The sequence below is a fragment of the Thermosipho sp. 1244 genome, assembly GCF_018588215.1.
Taxonomy (GTDB): domain Bacteria; phylum Thermotogota; class Thermotogae; order Thermotogales; family Fervidobacteriaceae; genus Thermosipho; species Thermosipho affectus.
This window is the reverse complement of record NZ_LNGA01000030.1, coordinates 95,761-119,663: the sequence shown is the minus strand read 5'-3', so window position 1 is coordinate 119,663 and position 23,903 is coordinate 95,761. Positions and strand designations below refer to the sequence as shown.

The 23,903-nt window shown below is 31.3% G+C and carries 21 protein-coding genes and 1 tRNA gene; 13 read left to right on the top strand and 9 right to left on the bottom strand.

Translation table 11 applies throughout. The features are described from left to right. Position 1: 1 nt before the first annotated feature. The 8 genes from AS157_RS07480 (at position 2) to disA (ending at position 7,424) form a co-directional block, all read left to right on the top strand. Positions 2–1,378, top strand: a complete 1,377-nt coding sequence (locus AS157_RS07480; protein WP_077288631.1) for a pyruvate carboxylase subunit B — start codon at positions 2–4, stop codon at positions 1,376–1,378. After that, a complete protein-coding gene (gene folK, locus AS157_RS07475; RefSeq protein ID WP_077288630.1) occupies positions 1,375–2,190 on the top strand; it encodes a 2-amino-4-hydroxy-6-hydroxymethyldihydropteridine diphosphokinase in 816 nt (271 codons plus the stop codon). The genes AS157_RS07480 and folK overlap by 4 nt, the downstream gene beginning before the upstream one ends. Further along, complete coding sequence (locus tag AS157_RS07470) at positions 2,169–2,471, top strand: RNA-binding protein (protein WP_075665196.1); 303 nt, start codon at positions 2,169–2,171, stop codon at positions 2,469–2,471. The genes folK and AS157_RS07470 overlap by 22 nt, the downstream gene beginning before the upstream one ends. Then, on the top strand, positions 2,468–3,106 hold the full coding sequence (locus AS157_RS07465) for a class II aldolase/adducin family protein (RefSeq protein WP_077288629.1): 639 nt from the start codon (positions 2,468–2,470) through the stop codon (positions 3,104–3,106). The genes AS157_RS07470 and AS157_RS07465 overlap by 4 nt, the downstream gene beginning before the upstream one ends. 33 nt (positions 3,107–3,139) lie before the next feature. Beyond that, positions 3,140–4,819, top strand: coding sequence for an acyl-CoA mutase large subunit family protein (locus tag AS157_RS07460; protein ID WP_077288628.1), 1,680 nt, complete (start codon positions 3,140–3,142; stop codon positions 4,817–4,819). A 16-nt stretch (positions 4,820–4,835) separates the two neighbouring features. Then, entirely contained in the window at positions 4,836–5,714 is an 879-nt protein-coding gene (gene pdxS, locus AS157_RS07455) for a pyridoxal 5'-phosphate synthase lyase subunit PdxS (RefSeq protein ID WP_077287046.1), read from the top strand. Position 5,715: 1 nt separating this feature from the next. Continuing rightward, entirely contained in the window at positions 5,716–6,279 is a 564-nt protein-coding gene (gene pdxT, locus AS157_RS07450; RefSeq protein WP_077288627.1) for a pyridoxal 5'-phosphate synthase glutaminase subunit PdxT, read from the top strand. 74 nt (positions 6,280–6,353) lie between these two features. After that, a complete protein-coding gene (gene disA, locus AS157_RS07445) occupies positions 6,354–7,424 on the top strand; it encodes a DNA integrity scanning diadenylate cyclase DisA (RefSeq protein ID WP_077288626.1) in 1,071 nt (356 codons plus the stop codon). A gap of 121 nt (positions 7,425–7,545) precedes the next feature. Here disA and mfd read toward each other — a convergent pair whose 3' ends face one another. From mfd to AS157_RS07425, 4 genes are all read right to left on the bottom strand, one after another. After that, on the bottom strand, positions 7,546–10,245 hold the full coding sequence (mfd, locus tag AS157_RS07440; protein ID WP_077288625.1) for a transcription-repair coupling factor: 2,700 nt from the start codon (positions 10,243–10,245) through the stop codon (positions 7,546–7,548). After that, complete coding sequence (locus AS157_RS07435; RefSeq protein ID WP_214495028.1) at positions 10,205–11,512, bottom strand: nucleotidyltransferase; 1,308 nt, start codon at positions 11,510–11,512, stop codon at positions 10,205–10,207. Before AS157_RS07435 ends, mfd begins: the two co-directional genes overlap by 41 nt. Further along, positions 11,509–11,955: a hypothetical protein gene (locus AS157_RS07430; RefSeq protein ID WP_231450249.1), complete on the bottom strand. Its 447-nt coding sequence runs from the start codon at positions 11,953–11,955 to the stop codon at positions 11,509–11,511. Before AS157_RS07430 ends, AS157_RS07435 begins: the two co-directional genes overlap by 4 nt. A gap of 51 nt (positions 11,956–12,006) precedes the next feature. Further along, positions 12,007–12,081, bottom strand: a tRNA-Val gene (locus AS157_RS07425). Positions 12,082–12,170: 89 nt separating this feature from the next. Here AS157_RS07425 and AS157_RS07420 point away from each other — a divergent pair. From AS157_RS07420 to AS157_RS07400, 5 genes are all read left to right on the top strand, one after another. After that, positions 12,171–13,199, top strand: a complete 1,029-nt coding sequence (locus AS157_RS07420; RefSeq protein ID WP_077288623.1) for a hypothetical protein — start codon at positions 12,171–12,173, stop codon at positions 13,197–13,199. Positions 13,200–13,301: 102 nt separating this feature from the next. Next, positions 13,302–15,146 (top strand): ABC transporter substrate-binding protein, encoded by a 1,845-nt coding sequence (locus AS157_RS07415; RefSeq protein WP_077288622.1) that lies wholly within the window; start codon positions 13,302–13,304, stop codon positions 15,144–15,146. Positions 15,147–15,224: 78 nt separating this feature from the next. After that, the gene (locus AS157_RS07410; RefSeq protein WP_077288621.1) at positions 15,225–16,823 is read left to right on the top strand and encodes an Rqc2 family fibronectin-binding protein; all 1,599 of its coding nucleotides are present in this window, start codon (positions 15,225–15,227) and stop codon (positions 16,821–16,823) included. Between the two features lies 1 nt (position 16,824). Continuing rightward, positions 16,825–18,804 carry an excinuclease ABC subunit UvrB gene (gene uvrB, locus AS157_RS07405; RefSeq protein WP_077288620.1) on the top strand — a complete coding sequence of 660 codons (1,980 nt, stop codon included), beginning with the start codon at positions 16,825–16,827 and terminating at the stop codon, positions 18,802–18,804. 27 nt (positions 18,805–18,831) lie between these two features. Then, positions 18,832–19,638, top strand: a complete 807-nt coding sequence (locus tag AS157_RS07400; RefSeq protein ID WP_077288619.1) for a GGDEF domain-containing protein — start codon at positions 18,832–18,834, stop codon at positions 19,636–19,638. Between the two features lie 8 nt (positions 19,639–19,646). On the opposite strand, the gene coaE is transcribed toward AS157_RS07400, so the two are convergent. Genes coaE through AS157_RS07375 form a run of 5 tightly spaced genes read right to left on the bottom strand, consistent with a single transcriptional unit; the run spans position 19,647 to position 23,894 of the window. Then, complete coding sequence (gene coaE / locus AS157_RS07395; protein WP_077288618.1) at positions 19,647–20,186, bottom strand: dephospho-CoA kinase; 540 nt, start codon at positions 20,184–20,186, stop codon at positions 19,647–19,649. Continuing rightward, positions 20,183–20,395 (bottom strand): hypothetical protein, encoded by a 213-nt coding sequence (locus AS157_RS07390; RefSeq protein ID WP_077197747.1) that lies wholly within the window; start codon positions 20,393–20,395, stop codon positions 20,183–20,185. Before AS157_RS07390 ends, coaE begins: the two co-directional genes overlap by 4 nt. Next, positions 20,395–21,744, bottom strand: a complete 1,350-nt coding sequence (locus tag AS157_RS07385; protein ID WP_077288617.1) for a glucose-6-phosphate isomerase — start codon at positions 21,742–21,744, stop codon at positions 20,395–20,397. The genes AS157_RS07390 and AS157_RS07385 overlap by 1 nt, the downstream gene beginning before the upstream one ends. 13 nt (positions 21,745–21,757) lie before the next feature. Next, entirely contained in the window at positions 21,758–22,270 is a 513-nt protein-coding gene (locus AS157_RS07380) for an adenine phosphoribosyltransferase (RefSeq protein ID WP_077288616.1), read from the bottom strand. A 19-nt stretch (positions 22,271–22,289) separates the two neighbouring features. Further along, positions 22,290–23,894 carry a phosphodiester glycosidase family protein gene (locus AS157_RS07375; RefSeq protein ID WP_077288615.1) on the bottom strand — a complete coding sequence of 535 codons (1,605 nt, stop codon included), beginning with the start codon at positions 23,892–23,894 and terminating at the stop codon, positions 22,290–22,292. Positions 23,895–23,903: the final 9 nt, after the last annotated feature.

Below are 23,903 nucleotides of genomic sequence, written 5' to 3'. Positions count from 1 at the left end.
TATGTTTGTAGATACCACACTAAGGGATGGTCATCAGTCTTTAATTGCAACTAGAATGAGAACAATTGATATGATTCCTGCATTGGAATCCATGGATTCTTTGGGATTTAATGCTATGGAAGTTTGGGGTGGCGCAACTTTTGATGTATGTGTAAGATTTTTAAAAGAGGATCCATGGGAGCGTATCAGAACAATTAAGTCTAAATTAAAAAACACAAAAACTCAGATGTTGCTTAGAGGGCAGAATTTAGTTGGGTATAGGCATTATGCCGATGATGTAGTTGAATTGTTTGTAAAAAAAGCGATTGAAAATGGTGTGGACAAAATAAGGATTTTCGATGCGTTGAATGATATAAGAAATCTTGAAAAAAGTATAGAGGTGGCTTTGGCAAACGGGGCCCATGTGCAAGGGGCTATTTCCTATACAATAAGCCCTGTTCACACAACTGAATATTATATTTCTTTTGCACAGAAATTAGTTGAACGTGGTGTGCATTCTTTGTGTATAAAAGATATGGCGGGGTTGTTGACTCCAAAAAAAAGTTTTGAATTGGTAAAAACATTAAAAGAAAGATTTAATGTACCCGTTGAATTACACACACATTGTACATCTGGATTGGGGGATTTGAATTACATTTCAGCAGTTGAAGCTGGTGTTGATATTTTGGATACGGCTTTATCACCTTTTGCATCTGGAACTGCTCAACCACCATTTGAATCAATGTATTATGCAGTTAGAGAATATAGAAATATTCCTGAAATAAACTGGGAAAGTATATCTTATCTTGTGGAATATTTTACAAAGATACGAGAAAAATACAAAGAATATGATGTAATGATGAAAAGTATAGACTATAGGATCTTAGTTTCACAAGTTCCAGGTGGGATGTATTCAAATTTAGTAAAACAACTTTCAGAACAAAAGATGTTACATAAGCTTCAAGATGTTTTAGATGAAATACCCAGAGTGAGAAAGGATTTGGGATATCCTCCACTTGTTACTCCAACTAGTCAAATTGTTGGAGTACAGGCGGTCTTAAATGTTTTATCTGGCGAAAGGTATAAAAAGGTTACAAATGAAGTGAGGAATTATGTGAAAGGGATGTATGGAAGACCTCCTGCTCCAATTGATAAAGAATTAATGGAAAAAATTTTGGGTGATGAAAAACCTATAGATTGTAGACCGGCAGATTTACTTGAACCTGAGTTAGAAAAATTGAAGAGAGAAATAGGTGTATTAGCTGATACAGACGAATATTTGTTGATTTATGCAATTTTAGGTGAAGTTGGAAGAAAATATCTTAGGGAAAAATATGAGGAAAAAATACGCGTTGATTTTGCGTTGGTGGATGAATATGAAGGAGGTTATCCCATTTGATTATTGGATTAGGTACAGATATTGTTAATATTAAGCGTGTTTCAGAGAAGATAGCAAATAGAGTTTTAACTGAAATAGAAAAAAAAGAAAAATTAAACGCCCAATATATAGCTGGGCGTTTTTCTCTAAAGGAATCTTTTTTCAAGGCTCTTGGGACAGGAATTGACGGTAATTCTTTTAAAGATATTTCAATCTTAAACAATAAACGTGGAAAACCTTATGTTATTTTGCACAAAGATTTTGGAGGATTTAATTTTTGTCACATATCATTATCGCATGATACATTTGCCTTTTCCACTGTTATTTTGGAACGTCAATTTGGGAAAGTTTTTTTAGGATTGGGGACAAATATAGGAAACAAAGAAAAGAATTTAATAGATGCTTTGACTTTACTGGAAAAAAGAAATTTGAAGATATTAAAAGTATCAAGCATTTATGTTACAAAGCCTTATGGATATACAGAGCAAGATGATTTTTACAATATTGTTGTGGAAATTGATACAGATTTATCGCCATTGAAGCTTTTAAATAAATTATTGAAAATAGAAAATGATATGGGAAGAAAAAGAACAATAAAATGGGGTCCAAGGATCATAGATATTGATATCTTGTTTTACGGTAATTTGGTAGTTGATATGGAAAATTTGAAAGTTCCACATTATGATTTTGAAAAAAGAAGTTTTTTTGTGGTTCCTATGGCAGAGATATTGGAAAATTTCAAACATCCCGTAGCAAATGTTTCGATGAAGTCTTTTGCTGAAAGTTTTGAAAAAGATTGGGAGGTAATACATTGGAATTTGAAGAGTTACTAGATTTAGAAAGAAAGATAGATGAGTGTATTGAAAAAGAAGATTTTGAATTGTTAAATAAGTTACTTGATGAACGTGAAAAATTTATAAATTCTAAACTTCCAAAAGAAGTGTTAAAATTGATTTATGAAAAAGATCAAATACGAAAGAAAAAGATAAAAAAAATTATAGATAAATTAAAAGTTCAAGCCAAAGATTTAAAAGCTGGTGAAAAAGCCTTGAAAGGGTATGGTAATATCTTTGGCTTAGAAAATGAAGGTGGGAGGTTTAAAGGAAAAGGATGAAAGAAGAGATATTAAGGGCCGTTAGATTTATTGTGGAAAATGGATTAGTTAAAGGAACTTGGGGAAATGTTTCAATTAGGGATAAAGATTATGTTTATATAACGCCATCAGGTATACCGTATGATAAGTTGAAAGAAGAAATGATAAGTGTTGTTGATTTTAATGGGAGTTTGATTGATGGTTTGAAACCTTCTTCAGAACTTCCAACGCATTTGGAAATTTATAAGAATCGCAAAGATGTTAATGCAATAGTCCATACGCATCCTGTGTTTTCGACCACTGTTTCAGTAGTATCAAGTGAAATACCCCCATTGATAGAAGATGCAGTTATGATTTTAGGACCAGAAATTAAAGTTTCAGAATACGCTCTTCCTGGAAGTATTGAACTTGCAAAAAATGTTGTAGATGCTCTTTCTGATAACAATGCAGTTATATTAAAAAACCATGGACTAATAACAGTAGGTTTTGATATTGATGAAGCATTGACTGCAAGCTTAGTTTGTGAAAAGACAGCTGAAATATATTTATATACTTTGAATATTGGAAATTTTTCGACAATTAGTTATGAAGACGCGGTTATACTGAGAAATAAGTATTTAAACGGTTATAGACAGATTAAAAAAGATATTGGATAATATTTGTGTAAGACAATACAAGGAGGTCAAAATATGTTCGATGAAGAAAAACTAAAAGAAATAGAGACAAAAATGAAAGATTATGAAGAAAAAGTAAAAAAGGCCGTTGAGAGATTTCCAGAAAGGAAGAGTGAATTTAAATCTACTTCTGGATATGAATTTAGAAGGTTGTATACTCCGGTTGATATTGAGGGGTTTAATTACTTAGAAGATCTAGGATTTCCCGGTAGTTATCCTTTCACAAGAGGAGTTCAGCCTACTATGTACAGGGCAAGGTTTTGGACTATGAGACAATACGCGGGATTTGGAACAGCAGAAGAATCAAATAAGAGGTATAAATATTTGCTAGAACAAGGTCAGATGGGGTTGTCTGTTGCTTTTGACTTACCAACTCAAATAGGATATGATTCAGATGATCCAATGGCCGAAGGTGAGGTTGGAAAAGTAGGTGTTGCTATAGATTCACTGGAAGATATGGAAGTGCTTTTTGATGGGATACCACTTGATAAAGTTAGCACTTCAATGACTATAAATAGTACTGCTTCAATTCTTCTTGCGATGTATATTGCAGTTGCAGAAAAACAAGGAGTTCCAATGGAAAAATTATCTGGTACAATTCAAAATGATATATTAAAAGAATACATTGCAAGAGGAACATATATCTTCCCACCACAACCTTCTATGAGAATAATAACAGATATATTTGAATTCTGTTCTAAGAATATGCCAAAATGGAATCCGATAAGTATTAGTGGTTATCATATAAGAGAGGCAGGGTCCACAGCAGTACAAGAAGTAGCATTTACACTCGCAGATGCTATTGCTTATGTGGAAACAGCAATTAAAGCAGGTTTAGATCCAAATGTATTTGGAAGAAGACTTTCTTTCTTCTTTGCAGCGCATAATAATTTCCTTGAGGAAATAGCAAAGTTTAGGGCTGCAAGAAGGCTTTGGGCTAAAATTATGAAAGAGAGATTTGGTGTTACAAATGAGAAAGCAATGATGTTGAGATTTCACACTCAAACAGGTGGTTCAACATTAACTGCACAACAACCTTTAAATAACATAATAAGGGTAACTTTGCAAGCGCTTGCTGCTGTGTTAGGTGGTACACAGTCACTCCATACTAATAGTTATGATGAAGCATTAGGTTTACCAACCGAAGAATCAGTTAGAATTGCATTGAGGACACAGCAGATTATTGCGTATGAATCTGGTGTTGCAGATACCATAGATCCACTTGGTGGTTCTTATGTTATTGAATCCTTAACGAACAAAATAGAAGAAGAAGCAATGAAGTATATTGAAAAGATAGATGCAATGGGTGGAATGGTTAAGGCTATTGAAACGGGTTATGTGCAAAAAGAGATACATGAAAGTGCGTACAAAATGCAGCTTTCTATAGAGAATGAAGAAGAAATAATAGTTGGAGTAAATAAATTCCAAATAGAAGAAGATTTATCACAAAAAGAGGTATTGAAGGTAAAACCAGAACTTGAGGAAAAGCAAAAAGCAAAGTTGAAGAAGTTGAAAGAAAAGAGAGATAACGAAAAAGTAAAAAAAGTACTTTTGAATGTAAAAAAAGCGGCATCTTCTGATGAAAATTTGATGCCCTATATTATTGAAGCAGTGAAATCTTATGCAACTGTGGGAGAAATTAGTAATGCATTAAGAGAAGTGTTTGGGGAATATACGGAGACAATAATAATATGATTTGGAGGTGTTTAAAATGAATGAAAAGGGGACATGGATGGTCAAAGAAGGATTTGCCGAGATGTTTAAAGGTGGAGTAATCATGGATGTTACAACTGCAGAACAAGCAAAAATTGCAGAAGAAGCTGGTGCAGTGGCAGTAATGGCTTTGGAGAGAGTACCTGCTGATATAAGAAAAGCAGGTGGAGTTGCAAGGATGGCAAGTATTTCTAAAATTAAAGAAATTATGGACGCAGTTTCAATTCCAGTCATGGCTAAAGTAAGAATTGGACATATTGCAGAAGCAAGAATTTTAGAGACTTTGGGAGTTGATTTTATAGATGAATCAGAAGTGCTTACACCAGCTGATGATAAATATCATATAAATAAATGGGATTTTAATGTGCCATTTGTTTGTGGAGCGAGAAACTTAGGAGAAGCTTTGAGAAGAATTTCGGAAGGTGCTGCAATGATTAGAACGAAAGGAGAAGCAGGTACGGGAAATGTTGTTGAAGCCGTAAAGCACATGAGAACAGTTATGGATGAGATTAGAATGGTTAAAAACATGCCAGACGAAGAACTTGTAACTTTTGCAAAAAATATAGGTGCACCAGTTAATTTGGTAGCAAAGATAAAAGAACTTGGAAGGCTGCCCGTTGTTAATTTTGCAGCTGGTGGAGTTGCCACTCCTGCAGACGCAGCTTTGATGATGATGTTGGGAGCTGATGGGGTATTTGTTGGAAGTGGTATATTTAAATCTAAAGATCCAGCTAAAATGGCAAAGGCAATAGTTATGGCTGTAACGTATTGGAATGATCCAGAAATGTTGTTGAAAATTTCAGAAGATATAGGTCAACCAATGGAGGGAATTGAAATAGAGGAGCTTGATGTGAGACTCCAAGAGAGGGGATGGTAATTTGAAAATAGGAGTTTCTGGAATACAGGGAGATTTTAGAGAACACAAACAAATGCTTGAAAGACTTGGTGTGGAGGTTTTGATAGTCAGAAAACCCGAAGATTTAGATGAAGTTGATGGATTGGTTATACCAGGTGGGGAATCTACTACAATGATAAAAATAATGAGAATGGTAAATTTATATGAAAAATTAAGAGAAAGAATTTCAAATGGTTTTCCAGTTTTTGGTACGTGTGCAGGTATGATATTACTTTCGAAAGAAGTGGTAAATTTCAAACAGGATTCCCTAAAAGTCATAGATATAAAAGTTGAGAGAAATGCATATGGAAGACAGGTTGACAGTTTTGAAACGGAAATTGAAATAAAAGGATTTAAAAGGCCATATAAGGCGGTGTTTATAAGAGCTCCAAAGGTTGTGGATTATGGAAACAATGTGGAAGTTTTATCAACTTATGAAAATTCGCCAATTTTGTTAAGACAAAAGAATGTTCTTGTGGCATCTTTTCATCCTGAATTGACAGATGATACTAGAGTACACGAATATTTCTTGAATATGGTAAAATAAAAGTGCTTGGTTTTACCAAGCACGTTTTTTTATGTTATAATCTTTTTGTGTAAAAAAATACAAGGTGGGGTTTTATGTCTATTCCGCAAGAATTGGTTTCAAAAATAAAATTGCTAGCACCAGGTACAAAACTCAGAAAGGCATTAGATGATATAGTTTTGGCAAATTTTGGTGCTTTAATTGTTTTTATTCCCGAGGAAAAATTTAAAGAAAATGAGGAAATTTTTCAAGCAGGATTTAAGCTTGATATACCTTTTATGCCAGAAAAACTGTATGAACTTGCGAAGATGGATGGTGCAATTTTGGTAGATGATAATGTAACAAAAATACTTGCTGCAAATGTACATCTTGTGCCAGATGCAAGTATACTAACTAGTGAAACGGGTACACGGCATAGAACTGCAGAGAGAGTGGCAAAGCAGATAGGAGAATTGGTGATTGCTGTATCAAAAAGGAGGAACATTATTAGTTTGTATTACAAAAATTACAGGTATATAATTAACGATATTAACTTTTTAATTACGAGAGTTAATCAAGCGTTAAATACACTGGAAAAATACAGACAAAATTTTGATAAAATGATCTTGAATTTGGATATTCTTGAAATTGAAAACAGGGTCAATTTAATTGATGTGGTTGAAATTATAAACAAGGGCATTGAAATTTTAAAAATTAGAGAGGAAATAGATCCTTATGTAATAGAACTCGGAGTTGAGGGAAGGTTAGCATCAATGCAACTGGAAGAAATAATGGTCGATATCGAAGATATAATCAAAAACCTTATATTGGATTATTACAAAGAAGATATAGAAGATGAAGATGTAGTAGAACAAATAATAAGTACTTTGAAAAATTATAAAGAAAGAAGGCCAATATCTACGTCAAGATTGCTAGGATATGATGACGTTGCAAATATAAATCAATTAAGTGATTATCATGTACAATCAAGGGGATATAGGTTGTTGAGAAATGTGGCAAAGATCCCAATGAATATAACGCATAATGTGGTCAAGGCATTTGGAAATGTCTTTTCCTTGAGTAACGCTGATTTTTCAGCATTAAAAGAGGTTGAAGGTATAGGAGAAAAGCGTGCTACGGCAATAATAGATAGTATAAATTCTATGAGAAATAAAATTTCTAAGTGATCTTTTTTGAAAAATTTCCCATTTTTTTATTTAGCTTGAGGATTTTTTCAAAATAGAGAAAAGCTATAATGTAGAGTATCCAATCAAAAAATTTTTGGTATTTTTTAGGAAAAGCTCTCCTTTATTTCTGCAAAAATTTTAGAAATGTTTCTTCATCTGAGTATATTATATATGATTTTTCTCTTTCGTTATATATATGAGGAAGGTCAATTTTTAAATTGCCGTTTGTGTATGCAATTATTGCTTCATCTTTAAAGATAATTTTTGAAATACCCTTTTTTGAAGCTAAAATTCTTATTTTGGCATATTTTAGAAGATTTAAAACACTTTGAGGAGGTGTTCCAAATCTATCTTTAAATTCATCGAATATTTCATTTATTTCATTTTCATTAGAAAAAGAAGAAATTCTTCTATAGAGTCTGAGCCTTTCAACGGGATCATTTACATAATTATCTGGAATAACAATTGAACCTTTCATTCCTAACAATTCTGTTGTTACTTTTGATTGTATTTTTCCTTCCATATTTGATAATACTTCATCTAGTATTTCAAAATAATAATTTAAGCCTATTTCGTTTATAAAGCCGTGTTGTTCAAGTCCCAAAATATTTCCAATTCCCCTTATTTCCATATCTTTTAAAGCTATTTGAAAACCACTTCCCGGTCCCATAATTTCTTTAATTGCCTTAAGCCTTTCTGTTGCAACCTTATTTATTTTTTCTGGATAAAAAAAGTATGCAAATGCCCTTTTTTTTGATCTTCCCACTCTGCCTCTTAGTTGATAAAGTTGTGAAAGGCCGTATCTGTGAGCATCATCAACTATTAATGTATTTGCATTTGGTATATCAACTCCATTTTCAATAATAGATGTTGAAACAAGTACATCTAATTTCCCATTGTAAAATTCCTTTATAACTTTTTCCATTTTTCTTTTTGGAAGTTGGCCATGGGCTATGTCTATTTTTACTTCTGGAACTATCTTTTTAAGATTATTTGCTACTTCTTCAATGGAGTTTACTCTGTTGTGTACGTATATTACTTGACCTCCTCTGTTTATTTCTCTTAAGATAGCATGTCTAGTAATTTTTTCATCAAATTTACTTACAAAAACTTGTATATTTTTTCTTCCAATAGGTGGAGTTTTTAAAATGGACATGTCTTTAAGACCACTTAATGCCATATGTAGAGTACGCGGAATTGGTGTAGCACTCATTGAAAGGATATTCAAATTTATTCTTACTTTTTTAAATGCCTCTTTTTGATGGACACCAAATTTTTGTTCTTCATCTATTATTAAAAGTCCCAAATCGGAGAATTTTATCGAGGAAATGATTCCATGTGTTCCTATTACAATGTCTGTGATCCCTTTTTTTATATTTTCTTTAACTTTTTCCTTTTGTTTTTGGGTAAGAGAGCTGTCGAATAGTTCTACCTTTATTCCAAATTTTTCAAACCTTTTTTTAAATGTTTCAAAGTGTTGTCTTGCAAGTACAGTCGTTGGAACTAAAACTGCTACTTGTTTTCCAGAAACAACAGTTTTAAAAGCAGCGCGCATGGCAACTTCTGTTTTTCCATAACCGGCGTCTCCAGCAATAAGTCTATCCATGTTTTTATCTAACATTAAGTCGTTATTTACTTCTTCTATAGCCTTTAATTGATCTTCTGTTTCAATGTGTGGAAAAGTTTTTGCAAACTCTTTTTCAAGTTCAGGATCTCCTGGTAGTGATAACCCTTTTGTTTTTTTTCGTAGGGCATTTAATCTCAAGAGTTCTTTTACTGTATTTTGAATTTCTTTTCTAACTTTTTTAACCTTTTTTTGCCAGTTATTTTTTTTCAAACTATCTAATTGTATGGTATCTTTTGCTCCAATATATTTTTGGATTAAATCTAATCTATCAGTTGGTACAAATAGTTTTGAATCTTTAAATTGAAGTATTAAAAATTCCCTTTCAAGACCTTTTTGTAATATTTTTGTAATACCTTCAAATCTTGCTATACCGTATTCTTTATGTACGACTAGTTCTCCTATTTCAAACTCTTCTTCGTTTATAACTGGTATGGAATTAATTTCTTTTTCAATTTTCACAGGTTTTAATTCTATGTCGCTTTCTTTCGATAGAGTTATAATTTTTGTGTAATCTATTCCCGAAAATTTTATATACTTTTTTCTTAAGTCTTGATTTATTATAAGTTCTCTTATTTCCCTTTCTTTTTTTACGTATTCTTCAATGCATCTTTTTTTATTCACTATTTTAAATTCTATATCATAGTCTATAAATGTACCGTTGTATTTTTCGCCTAAGATAGTTTCATGTGTTACTTTTCCAATATACTCTTTGGCCGGTAGGATAAGAGCATGTTTGATATTTTTAATACTTTTTTGGGTTGCAATATCAAATATTCTTATTTCTTCTATTGTATTTTCAAATAATTCAATACGAGTTGGAATGTTACTGGGACCAAAAAAATCTATTATATCTCCTCTTATTGAAAATTGTCCTCCTTCTGTTACGTTGTATGTTCTTTCATATCCTAAATTTGAAAATAACATCTCAGGTGAATTGAGTCTATCACCTAGTTTTAATTTAAAAATATATTTTTTGAAAACATTAGGCGGCATGACGTATCTTGTTAAGGAATAAAGTGTGGAAACGGCTTTTAATTTTCCTTCAAGTGCAAGATAAAGCGCGTATATTCTTTTGGAGCGTACATACCAAGAATTTTCTATTTCTTCAAATGGGAAGATATCATAAGATGGAATGTGAAAATACCCGTTTATATTACATTCTTTTTCTGTCGGAACGATAATTATTTCGTTCATTTTTTCCCTCAATTATTATTGGTTTTCTAAAATCAACTCCGTATTTTCTTTGAGTTTTTTTAGGATAAAACATTGTGTATATATTTGATGCCAAGATATCTTTTTTAAATTGCCAATTAAATAAACATTTGTTGATTTCGAATTTTTCACTAGATAGTACCTTTTTTAAAATTTTGTCTTTTAATGAAGGATTTGAAATTATTGGAATTTTTGAGACATTTTTGATTTTGGAGAGTAATTTTTGTCCTTTTCTTGTGAAGCCTAGAATTCTGGCGTACTGCACACCTAACTTATTTGAAAAATCAATGTATTCTTTTTCAAAATTGAATATTGCGTGAAATATTGCCCTTCTAATTCTTGAATAAGTAAATCTTTTTGTTTTTACATTATCGAGAAATTCAGAAAGTGTTGTAGAATTTTTAATTGCATTAATGAATCGTTGATCTAATCCTTCATTAAAACTGTATGTTTTTTTTAGGTCTTCTCTTCTTTTTAATCTTAAAAATGTCAGTATGAATTGTTCCATGTCTTCTAAAAACACAGGACCTTTTCCTTTTAAGAAGGTATGTTTTAAAATCTCATATGAAGAATCCGGTACAAATTCTTTAAACTCCTTATCCATCTTTATTGCATTTCTAATAGCAGTTGCAGATGAATATTTATTTGTTAGGTTTAATTCATTATATCTTGCACCAATTCTTTTGATTACGTTGTATTTTATGTTACTATTTAGTTTTAGTATAGATTTTACATATTCAATTCCCAGTATATCATTTGAATTTTCTATTTTTTTGATAAAATTTACATCTTTTTTTAGGAATTCTTTTAAAGCAAATTTTCTGGCATTTGGAAATGATATGCCTTTTTTAAGTTCTTTTTTTAGTATTTTATCAAATTCTGTAGAATTAATTGAAAGTACTTTTGCAACTTCTGTGATAAATTGTTTATCAGCGCTTTCGCTTCCAAAGACAATATCGGTAACGATTTTTAATTTATCAAGAAGACTGATAGCGCCATATGCAAAACCTCCGGCATCCTGTAGTGCATAAACAACAGGTAGTTCAAAAACTACATCAATACCATTTTTAAGTGCAATTTCTGCACGGGAAAATTTGTCAATTATTGCAGGCTCACCACGTTGACAAAAATTACCGCTTATAACGGCAATGGTGAAATCTGGTTTTACTATTTCTTTTGCTTTGTTTAAGTGATACAAATGACCATTATGAAATGGATTGTATTCAACAATAAGACCTAAAACTTTCATTTTTTACCTCTTTTTATATTATAACCAACCGTGGATGTTATTACTAAAACGCAAAGATTTACTATAAAAAGAAGCATGTCAATATACATTGCTTCAATTTTATTTCCTTCTGTTCCAAAAAATTCAATTCCAATCCATGTTGGCCCTAGCGATGCAAGTTTATAGAGTTGAAATATAAAAGAGGTAACACTTAGAACAATAGATACAAAAATCCATATATTGGCATATTCCCAATTATCTTTTGAAATAGAATAAAATCCTAGGAAAATACCGGTTATTGTAAAAGATACCGAAATTATTAATAGTGCAGATGATATATTCATGTCAATTGCAAAAATATTTTCTATTATTGGAGAAAAAAGGAAGAGTGAAATGTATAAAGAAAATAATATAAATCCAAATGTTGCTAATATAGTTCCAAAAATATACATTATATATTTCAAGATTTCACCCCTAATTTATTTTATCACAAAAAGGGGCCAGAAGGCCCCTTTTGGTGGGTGCGGCAGGGATTGAACCTGCGGCCTCTTCCGTGTGAAGGAAGCGCTCTCCCACTGAGCTACGCACCCATGCATTGAAATGATACCATAAATCTCTTTTTTTATCAAGAACTTTTTTGTATAATATGTTTGTATAATGTGGAAATGGGAGGAGTTTTGTGAGAAAATTTTTAAATTTTTCTTTGATATTTGTAAGTGTAGTTATTGTTTTTTTTATAGTTTCGCCTTATTTATTTAAATATATGCCATATTCACAGAAAACCTTACAAAAAGATGTTGATTATTTAATAAGTCAGCTGAAGATACACTATGTGGAAGATTTTCAAAGTGACTATATAAAAATTTACAAACGCATGAATCGTTATGAATTTTATGTTTTTCTTTTAAAACGTTTTTCAAGTCTTCCAGGTGTATATTTTTTCTTGCCTATTTCCGCGAAAACAACAAATGTCTTGCCTTTTGAATTAAGATACGTAAATGGTAAGTATATTATAATAAATAGTCAATGTGAATTGAAAAATGATGTTGAATTGTTAGCGGTTGATGGTGTAAAGATAAAAGAATACTTTTCAAGGTTTGGAAATGGAGAAAAGCAATTTTTTGCGAGATACATTTTCCCGTATTTGGGGGATATACTTAGGAAAAAGAGGTTGAAGATTGATATACCAGGAGAAAATTTAGATATTAGTGTTATCGAACTAGAAAAATTTATCCCATTACCTGCAATTAAAGTAGTTTATGGTGAAGATATTGCGGAAATTTTTATATATTCATTTGATTTTTCAAAAGGTAATTTTTATAAATACATAGCTGATTTGGAACATATTGCAGCTAGTTCCGTCAAGAAGGTAATTTTTGATTTAAATTATGCATATGAAATAACAAATGATTTAAGCGGACTTTACACTATTTCTTCTTTTATTTTTGAAGATGAAATCTTTTTGTTTGATATTGCAATTTTCAAATATGGAAATAAAAGATATGAGTATAAGAATTTTGGTAAAATAACACCAAATGAGGTTAACTTTAAAGATAAGCAAGTGTATTTTTTGGGAAGTGTTTCTGATCCAATTGGAAAAGTATTAGTTGATAGGACAGTTTTATATGCAAATTTTAAGATTGTTGAGTTACCATGGACAAAGATAAAAGTGTTTATTCCAACGGCAAAATATATGAAAGTTAAATAAAAGAAATATTTTTTTCATAAGTGTAAAAGAGTTGATTTTTTTGTAATTTTTGTGGTATAATAATTACGAGCACTATTATACTCTAGAAGAGGGGGGATTTTTGTGAAAAAGATTTTGGTATTTTTGATGGTAGTTTTAGCTGTTGCATTGTTTGCAGCTGATCCAAATGTTTTGGTGGATGCAACTATTGGTGAACCAGATACCCTTGATCCACATTTGGCATATGATACTGCAAGCGGTGAGGTTCTTTACCAAGTATACGAAAACCTTATCCAATACGATGGCTCAAGTTTGAACAAATTCTTACCAAGACTTTCAACTGAAGTTCCTACAGTTGAAAACGGACTTATTAAAGATGGCGGAAAAACATATATTTTCCCAATTAGAAAAGGTGTCAAATTTCACAATGGAAATGATTTAACACCAGAAGATGTAGAATACAGTTTTGAAAGAGGATTACTTTACAATCCTGCTGGCGGGCCAGTTTGGATGCTTTGGTATTCAATTTTCGGTGTTTGGAGTGTTGAGGATCTAGTAAAGGAAGTTTCTGGTAAAGATTATGATGAGTTATTCGATGAAAATGGAAACCCACTTCCAGAAGCTGAGGAAGTATTCAAGAAAGTATACGATGAAGTAGATAAAGCAATTGAAGTTGAAGGGGATAATGTTGTATTCCATCTTAAAAGACCATATGGTCCATTTTTGAACGTAATTGCACAATCTGCACACTGGGGAGCAATTCTTGATAAAGAATGGTGTATTGAACAAGGACTTTGGGATGGACAACCAACTACATGGTGGAAATGGCACAATCAAAGAAAAGAAGATTCACCACTTTATCAAACAGCAATGGGAACTGGTCCATACAAGTTTGTTGAATGGGATAGAGCACAACAAAAAGTTATATTAGAAGCAAATGAAAATTATTGGAGAGAACCTGCAAAGATTAAGAAAGTTATAATTTGGGGTATTGATGAATACTCAACGAGAAAGGCAATGCTTGAAAAAGGTGACGCAGATATTGCATATATCCCAATACAATACCTTGATCAAGTTAGAGGTAATCCAGATATTGAAATTATCGAAGGGCTTCCAACACTTTCAATTACTGCATTGGGATTCAATTGGACAATTAGGGAAGATAGTAAGTACATTGGTAGTGGAAAACTTGATGGAAATGGTATACCAGTTGATTTCTTTAACGATGTACATGCAAGAAAAGCAATTGCCCATGTTATAAATTACGATGCATTGATCAACGAAGTATTGAAAGGCTTTGCAAAGAGAGTTCCAACTGCATTACCAGAGGGATTACTTGGATTTGATCCATCACTTCCACTTTACGATTTCAACTTGTTTAAAGCAAGACAAGAATTAATGAAAGCATGGAATGGTGAAGCTTGGAAGAAAGGATTTAAGTTCTCTGTTGCATATAACCTTGGTAACGAAGCAAGACAAAGAACGGCAGAGATGGTTAAGATGTATCTTGAAATGTTGAATCCAAAGATTAAAATAGACGTTGTTGGATTGCAATGGCCAACATTCTTAGATGCAACAAAACGTGGTGAGCTCCCAATATTCATTCTTGGATGGCTTGCAGACTTCCCTGACCCAGATAACTTTATCTTTACATATTACGATTCTAAAGGTGATTATGGACCAAGACAAGGTAAAAAGTTCCGCGAATTTGTAAGTACTCCTCATCCAGAACTTGGAGGAAAAAGCTTGGATGAATTGATTGAGCAAGCAGCTGCAGAAACAGATGCAACAAAGAGAGCAGAACTGTATGCAAAAGTACAAAAGTTTGTAATAGATTACGCAATCAGTGTACCACTTTATCAACCTGTTGGAGTAAGGGTACACAGAAAATGGCTTAAAGGTTGGTATCCAAACGCAATGAGACCAGGTGATGACTACTATTCATACTGGTTCGAAGGAAAAAAATAATTATTGGATATAATTAAGCTTGCGGCCCTTTGGGCCGCTTTTTTTATGATATACTTATTTTGTGAGAGGAGGTAGAAAATGCCATATGATGGTTTTGTAATGAAGAGATTTGTAGATTATGCAAGAGAAAAATTGTTAAATGCGCATATAAGGAATTTTTACTACAAAAATAATGTTGTGTATATTAATTTCCAACGCTTTGATTTAAAAGTATCATTAAATCCAAATTTTTCGTATATTACGTTTGAAAAAAGAAATCTTCCGCAAGATCCAAAAAGACACTATTTTGTAGAATATTTAAGAAGTAGATTAAGAGGAGGAATTGTTTTTGATGTTATTGATTTTCAATTTGAAAGGACACTCAAATTGGTTGTATTTAAAACTGATGAAGTAGGTGAAAAGCACGTATATGAGTTGTATATTGATATTATGGGGAAACATTCGAATATAATTTTGGTTGAAAATGGGTTGATTTTAGATGCGTATAAAAGAATAAAGAATAGATATAGAACTATCTATCCTGGTGAGAAATTTATTGTTTATAAGTCCGAAAAGATAACACCATATGAAGTAAAAGATGAAAGTGATGTAGGAATGCTGTATAAAAGAGTGCAGGGTTTTTCAAAAATAACGGTAAGAGAATTAATGTTTAGGATGCAGAACACGAGCTTTAATGAAGCACTGAAAAGTATTTTAAATGATTTTGAGAAAGGATGTTTATTTTTATACTATGAAAATAACATGCCTGTTGAGATTTCCGCGTTTCCTTTACATCATTTACAAATTAGTGGAAAAAGGCATTGTGATAAAATAGAAGACGCTATTAATGTGTTTTTCGAATTTAAGGAACAAAAGAGTGTTTTGTTTCAAATGAAAAAAAATCTTGAAAATGTAATTGTGAAAAGAATTATTAAAATTGAAAATGCACTTGAAAAGATAAACAAAGAATTGGAAAAGGCAAAAAATTACGATGATTATAGAAAGTATGGAGAGCTTTTAAAGGCCTACTATTATGAAGTCCCAAAAGGTGTTGATAGAGTTGAATTAGTAGATTGGGAAACACAAGAAACTGTTTCGGTTGAACTGGATAAGAATAAAAATGCCATTGAAAATGCAAATTTTTATTTTAAAAAGTATAACAAATTAAAAGTAAAAGTGAAAGGTTTAATGAGGAGAAAACAATATTTAGAAAAGGAATTAGACTATCTTTATCAGCTATGGTATACATTAGATGAGGTAAATGAATTTAACGAACTTGAAGATATAAGAAATGAGATGGAAAATGTGGGGCTTGTAAGATCAAAGAAGAGAAAGAAGATGTGTAAAGAATCTGAGCCTATAAAAGTTGAGTATGATGGGTATGTAATATACATTGGAAAAAACAACAAGCAAAATGATATGTTAGTGAGAGATTCAAATGATGAAGACATTTGGTTCCATGCTAGTGGGATGCCAGGTGCACATGTAATAATAAAGTATGCGGGAAAGGAAATAAATCAAGATGTTATAGAATATGCAGCAAGTTTAGCCGCAGGTTATAGCAAAGGAAAAAATTCTGGGAAAGTGCCTGTGGATTATACCAAGGCAAAGAATGTTAGAAAAACAAAGGGGTTAAAACCTGGACTTGTTTTATATAGTAATTACAAAACACTATTTGTGGAACCTAGGAGGTTATAAGGTGTTTAGGGTAATTTCTGAATTTGTTCCTTCTGGGGATCAGCCTAAAGCTATAGAAAAATTAGTTAATGGATTAAAAAGTGGATACAAAGTTCAGACATTGTTGGGGGTAACAGGTAGTGGTAAAACATTTACAATGGCAAAGGTTATTGAAGGTATTCAAAAACCTACTTTAATTATTTCACCAAATAAAACTTTGGCCGCGCAGTTGTATTCTGAATTTAAGGGTTTTTTTCCAGAAAATAAGGTGGAATTTTTTGTAAGCTATTACGATTATTATCAACCAGAAGCTTATATTCCAACAAAAGATTTGTATATTGAAAAAAATGCGGATATTAATGAGATTATTTCCCGTATGAGAATGAGTGCTATAAAGTCTATACTCACAAGAAGAGATGTCATTGTAGTAGCAAGTGTGTCTGCTATATACAATTGTGGTGATCCAAGAGATTTTAGTGCATTAAATTTTAAGGTAGAAATAGGTCAAAATATTAAATTGGGAAAGTTTTTGACGCATCTTGCAAAGATTGGATACGAAAGGAAAGATGACATAGAATCAAAAGGTGCTTTTAGACTAAAAGGGGATACTATAGAAATATTTCCAAGTTATCAAGATGAGGGTATAAAAATAGAATTATTTGGAGATGAAGTGGATGGAATTTTTACTTTTGATCCATTGAATAGAACTATTATTGAAAAACTTGATAGGGTAATAATATATCCTACAAAGGAATTTATAACAACAGAAGAAAAAATTTTGAATGCCGTTAATACTATTAAAGAAGAACTAGAACAACAAGTAAAATATTTTATGAAAAATGGAAAAATACTTGAGGCGGAAAGATTAAAACAGCGTACTATGAATGATATAGAATTGCTTACAACTTTGGGGTATTGTAATGGTATTGAAAATTATTCAAGACACTTTGATGGTAGAAAACCTGGCGAACCTCCGTACAGTCTTTTGGATTACTTTGGTAGTGACTATTTGATTTTTATAGATGAATCACATATAACAATTCCGCAGTTAAGGGCTATGTACAGAGGAGATTACTCTAGAAAGAAAAATTTGGTAGAATATGGTTTTAGATTACCCTGTGCATTTGATAATAGACCTTTAAAATTTGATGAATTTTGGGAAAAGATTGATCAAATAATCTTTGTTTCTGCAACACCAGGTGATTTTGAGATTAGAAATTCAAATCAAGTGGTTGAACAGATTATACGACCTACAGGTTTGGTAGATCCAGAGGTTGAGGTTAGACCAACGCAAAATCAAGTGGACGATCTAATTGGAGAAATTTTAAAGATAAGGGAGAAAAATGAACGAGCGCTTGTAACGGTTTTGACAAAGAAAACTGCAGAAAAATTATCAGAATATTTGATAGAATATGGAATAAAAGCTTTGTATTTGCACTCAGAATTAGATACTATTGAAAGAGTAGAAGTTTTGAAAAAACTTAGACGTGGTGATATAGAAGTAGTTGTAGGTGTAAATTTATTAAGAGAAGGTCTGGATTTACCAGAAGTTTCACTGGTTGCAATTCTTGATTCTGATACAGAAGGTTTCTTAAGAAGTGAAACTACTCTTATTCAAATAATAGGACGTGTTGCAAGAAACCAAAATGGTAAAGTGATAATGTATGCAGATAGAGTTACTTCTGCAATGAGGAAAGCAATTGAAGAAACAAATAGAAGAAGAAAAATACAATTGGAATATAATAAAAAGTATAATATAAGGCCACAAAGTATTGTAAAACCACTGAATGAAGAGATATTTAAACAATTTATGGATGAAGAAGACAATAAAAAAGAATTGGATGTGTTTATGCTAAAAGAAACATTGTCATTGGAGGAATACATGGCAATATTAGAAGAGGAAATGTACAAAGCTGCATCTGAATTAAGATATGAAGATGCAGCACGTATTAGAGATGAACTATTTAAGGTGAGGGAAAAGTTAAAGAATTTAAAGAACTAGTCGATAAACCAAACGAGGTGATAGCACATGAAAAAGATAGGGGATATTATATTAAAAGCAAACGAGGAATTAAAAGAGAAAGCATTATTTCCACTTTTTTCTATTTTTGTTGTAGATATTGTTGGAACAATTGAGAAAATTAAATTTTTAGAAAAGCTTAGCAAGAGTATATTTAATATATTGCATTCTATTTTAGGTGTTGAAATTTTTGAGAATGGGAAAAGTGCTTATAAATTTGGAAAAGTTGAGGGAAATTCTAGTGAATATATATTTGATAATTTAAAGATAGTAGTTTACTACAATACTATTAGTCAGTTTGAAGAAAATTTATTGAAGTACATTTTAGCTATAGCTGAAATCCATTATGGAAATGTAAAAAAATTCGAGTTGATGAAAGAGAATGCTTTTTATGACGAACTTACAGGTGCTTTGAGCAGAAAGGCAGGTATGGAATTACTGTTTAAAAAATATCACGAGTTAAAAAGAGAAAATAAAATAGGAACAATAGTTTTTGTAGATTTAGATGGATTAAAGAAAATAAACGATACTTATGGACATCTTGAGGGGGATAAAGTTTTAAGGGAGTTTGTTTCAACAGTTAAGAAGTTTATTAGAAAAGGAGATTTTATAGTTAGATGGGGTGGAGATGAATTTGTCATCTTTTTGAATGGAGAATATGGAGAAAAGGTTGTGAAAAGGATTGAAAAAAATACCAAAACAAAATTCTCATGGGGATCTGTAAATATACCGGGGAGTTTTGATGATGTAATTGGGGCAATAAATAAATCTGATAAAGAAATGTATAGACAAAAAATAATAAAGAAGCTAAACTAAAACACTCCCTAACAAGGGAGTGTTTTAGTTAAAATTGCAAATATTTTCTTTAAATTTTCGTTTAATAGTTCTAAAGAGTAATCATTTCTGATTATAATTCCTTCATCTAAGATGTCACTTTGATTTTCTAAAATTTTATCCACCATACTTTTATTAAGCCCTCTGTTTGCCAATCGTTTATGAATAACATCTTTTGAACAAGTTACCGTTATTGTAAGATCACATGTGATTTTCAACCTTCTTTTTATTGCTGCTTCTATTACGTATAAACCGTTATTTTGAGTTAAATTTTCCAATTTTTTTAGCATTTGTGGATGCAGAAGTTGTTCTAATTTTTTTAACATATCTTTTTGTGTAAATACAATTTTGGATATTTCTTTTCTATTGTCTGTTCCAAAAAGCGCCTTTATTTCTTTGGACTTTGAGTAAAATACTTCTTTTCCTATTTCATCCATATTTATGTATTTAAAACCTTTTTCTTTGAAAAAATTTGAAACAGTTGATTTCCCTGTACCTATCTTTCCAGTAACGCAGATGGTGTATTTCAATACACTTTCACTCCTAATTTTTCAGAAAATTTTTCAAGCTCTTCTGTGGTTAAGATCCTAAGACTTTTTTCAACTTCATATTTTTTGGGAAATTGCTTTAATTTTTCCGCTATATTTGTCTCATCGTTTATAATTAAAGTTATGTATTCTTCTGATTCATAAATTTCAACGGGATTAAATTCTTTTATTAGTATTTTAATAATTTTCATTACAACTCTATCCTTTCACTGCTTGGATTTATTTTGTATTCTTCAAAACCTGGCCTTCCCATTAATGCGTATGTTATTTTCTTACCTAGTTCTACTCCAGGTTGATCGTATGGATTAACGTTAAAAAGACTTCCGGCAATTACTGTAGCAAGTTCGTACGTCATGAAAAATTCACCAACATGTAATTCATCGATTTGTGGGAATGTTATCTTTAAAGATGGTTTGCCATGTTCAAGTATTGCATTTTCAGTTCCAAGAAGTTCATTATTCAAAAGAGTTGATAATTTGCTTCCTTGTAAATAAGAGAGGGCTTCTTCATCATGAACATGCGGAATTTTAATATCTCTTTTGAACTTTTCAACTTTTAAAAACGTAATTATTTTATCATCCGGTCCTTCATTGTATAGTTGCACTTGAGAGTGTTGATCAACGGCTCCAAGGGCTTTAACAGGTGTTTGACCAATTTTTACTTTGTTTCCATCTTTATCAAATTTTTTTCCCAAACTTTCTGCCCAAAGTTGCCTATACCAATCTGCCAAATAATATAATTTGTTGGAATAAGCCATCATAACTGAAATATTTCTACCTTTGTTGTAGTATAAATAGTGTGTAAGTGCTATTAAAGCTGCCGGGTTTTCAAATAGTGGATTTAATAGTTTTTTATAAGCGTTTCTAGCTCCATCATACAATGCTTCAATGTCTATGCCTGCGGCATATGCGGATAACAATCCTACAGGTGTAAGAACACTAAACCTTCCCCCAACGTTTTGAGGAATCTCCAAAGTCCTTATACTTTCTTTGTTTGCGATACTTCTTAATACTCCTTTTTCTGGATCTGTGGTAAATATTAAATGTTTTTTTGGATCTAATCCATACGTTTCAATAATACCACGTGCTATAAGATAATTTGACATTGCTTCTGCTGTGCTACCAGATTTTGATATTACATTAAATAATGTTTTGTTTACATCAATTGTGTCAAGTATTGAAGCAACGTAATCTGGATCTACATTATCTATCACAAAAATTTTCAATTTTCCTTTTCTTTCTTCTTTTGACAGAAAATTCCAATTAAATGGCTTTAATGTGTTTTGTAAGGCAATGTTACCAAGAGCTGAACCACCAATTCCTAAAACAACTAAATTATCAAATTCAAAGATAAAATCTTTTAAATCTAAGACTGAATCAATCCATTTTCTAGAAAATACAATTTCAGCAAATCCAGGTTTATTTTTATCAATTTCATTAGCGATTTTATTGATTTTTTCTTCGTAATTTTTAACATCTTCAATTGTTATGTTGTCAAAAACTTTTTCACTAAATAGATTAGTGAAATCAAACTTTAGCATGAAAATTCCCCCTTTAGTAGACAATAAGAGATATAATTTTATCGTCACTTAGGATTTTTCTTGGATTTAAATAACTGAGTTCTATCAAAAATGACATAGCTACTACTTCTCCACCGGATTTTTCGACTAATTTTTTTAAGGAAAGTGCAGTACCTCCAGTTGCAAGCACATCATCAAAGATTATTACTTTCTGTCCTTTTGAAATGGCATCAATGTGCATTTGAAGTTCTGCTTCTCCGTATTCAAGTGAATATTTTTCAGAAATTACTTTATATGGTAATTTCCCAGGTTTTCTTACGGGAACTAATCCTTTGTTTAATTTGTATGAAAGTGCTCCGCCGAAAATAAATCCCCTTGCTTCAGGTGCAACAATAATATCAAAGTCGATATCTTTTAATTTTTCCGAAAGACTATCAATAGAAAACTTGAATGCTTCAGCATCTTTTAAAAGTGGCGTAATATCCCTAAATATAATTCCCTTTTCTGGAAAGTCTGGAATGTCTCTTATAAATTTTTTAAGTTCCAATGTAGGCACCTCCGTTTTTTTATTTTACTCCTAAACCTACTGGTATACCTCTTTGTATTTGGCCATCTTGGTTAACCACTTCATCTTGAATAACCATAGCACTTGATCCTCCACCATCTAACATCATTGCAAAAAAGTATCCTTTTGATATAAGAAAATCTGCAGCAATATCGTAATCCATTCCGCCGTTGTTATTATATCCTTCTATTACTATAAAATCAACTTTCCCCTCTTTTGTTAGAGCAATAATAGTTCTAGTTGTTTTTGAAGTGGCTATTCCATTACCATATCTTAACTTTTCCTCTGCACTGTCTATTAGTTTTTTACCGTTTTCGACCAATAAAGGTCCGGCACCAATTGCATGTTTTATAGGAAATGGAAAATCCGAGTTTAGTATTAAATCTACTTTTGTTCCATTTTTTACATCTTTTAAATATTTTTTATATTTTTTGTCAATTGATAAAACCATGGCACCATCTGGGACCTTATCTATATACCCAATTGCTTTTATTTTGTTGTTTTCAATGATGAAGTATAATTTTTGTTCATCCTTTGGTATCTTTAAGGCAAATTCATCTGTGTATAGCAATACCTCACCTTTTGCCAGTGTGTTTACACCTTTAACTAAAAAGAGCAGATCACCAATGTAAATGTTAATTTCAAGATTTATTCTTTTTATGAAAGCCTCGTTGTTGTATGTCAGTATAAATGATGGTCTTAACCCGTATTTATCTGATAATATTTTTCCGTCTTTTATTACAAGATCAATAGGTAAATTATTTGATGGATCAAAATAATTTGCATTTATTCCAGCAATGCAGCCGTTATTTTTTAATATTTGTCTTAAATCTTCTCTTGTACCAATTCCATTAAGTGGAAATACCGGTATTATTTCAACTTTTTTTGGATCAATTTTTAAATAATTGATTAGATATTTTACTTTGTTAAATGTTTCTACTTTTCGTTCCCAAACAAGTCCATCTTTTATAATCCTTTTTTCTTCTTCTGTAAAGTTTAGGGCAATTTTTACTATATTTTTTTGATATGAAGTAATAGGAACGGGCTTTAATTTGTTGTTTAATATAAAAAGCAAAAATTTGTTTTGGGATTTTTGTAAATTAACATTTCCTATTACTATTGGATCCCCATGTACAGGTTCAACAGTGATGATTAAATCTCTATTTTCCACTTCTAATTTTAAGAATTCTTTTGTTATTTCTGAAGAAAAATACAAAGATAAATTGTTATTTTCAAAATTTATACTTTTTAGTTCAGGGAGAGTATCGTACAATATCTTTTGACCATTTAATGAGTATTCATTAAGTTTAAAATAGTCTTTTATAAAGTCTATATTAACGTATAGTTGACTATCGTTAATTTGATATACGTTTTTAAAAATCTTGTCAAAATTTAACGTAAAATCACCATTTTTACCTATGATAAGATCATTATTAAAAACCATAAATATCTTATCGTTTTTTACAAAACGAAAACCTAGTTGTTTTAATACTTCTTCATTAATCCACACAGATTGCGAATAAAAAGCGTGTTTTTTATAGATTATAGTATGTGCACTTAAAACAAGGGCAATGATTAGAATAAATGCTACAAATATCTTTTTCAAAAATTCACC

Excerpts from the sequence above, each read along its gene's own strand:
- AS157_RS07435 (WP_214495028.1), bottom strand. The coding sequence starts at position 11,512 with ATGAAAGTTTTAGGTCTTATTGTTGAATACAATCCATTTCATAATGGT.
- AS157_RS07390 (WP_077197747.1), bottom strand. The coding sequence starts at position 20,395 with ATGAAAATTATTAAAATACTAATAAAAGAATTTAATCCCGTTGAAATT.
- AS157_RS07480 (WP_077288631.1), top strand. The coding sequence starts at position 2 with ATGTTTGTAGATACCACACTAAGGGATGGTCATCAGTCTTTAATTGCA.
- AS157_RS07460 (WP_077288628.1), top strand. The coding sequence starts at position 3,140 with ATGTTCGATGAAGAAAAACTAAAAGAAATAGAGACAAAAATGAAAGAT.
- AS157_RS07465 (WP_077288629.1), top strand. The coding sequence starts at position 2,468 with ATGAAAGAAGAGATATTAAGGGCCGTTAGATTTATTGTGGAAAATGGA.
- AS157_RS07385 (WP_077288617.1), bottom strand. The coding sequence starts at position 21,744 with ATGCTAAAGTTTGATTTCACTAATCTATTTAGTGAAAAAGTTTTTGAC.
- AS157_RS07410 (WP_077288621.1), top strand. The coding sequence starts at position 15,225 with ATGCCATATGATGGTTTTGTAATGAAGAGATTTGTAGATTATGCAAGA.
- AS157_RS07400 (WP_077288619.1), top strand. The coding sequence starts at position 18,832 with ATGAAAAAGATAGGGGATATTATATTAAAAGCAAACGAGGAATTAAAA.
- disA (WP_077288626.1), top strand. The coding sequence starts at position 6,354 with ATGTCTATTCCGCAAGAATTGGTTTCAAAAATAAAATTGCTAGCACCA.
- mfd (WP_077288625.1), bottom strand. The coding sequence starts at position 10,245 with ATGAACGAAATAATTATCGTTCCGACAGAAAAAGAATGTAATATAAAC.
- pdxS (WP_077287046.1), top strand. The coding sequence starts at position 4,836 with ATGAATGAAAAGGGGACATGGATGGTCAAAGAAGGATTTGCCGAGATG.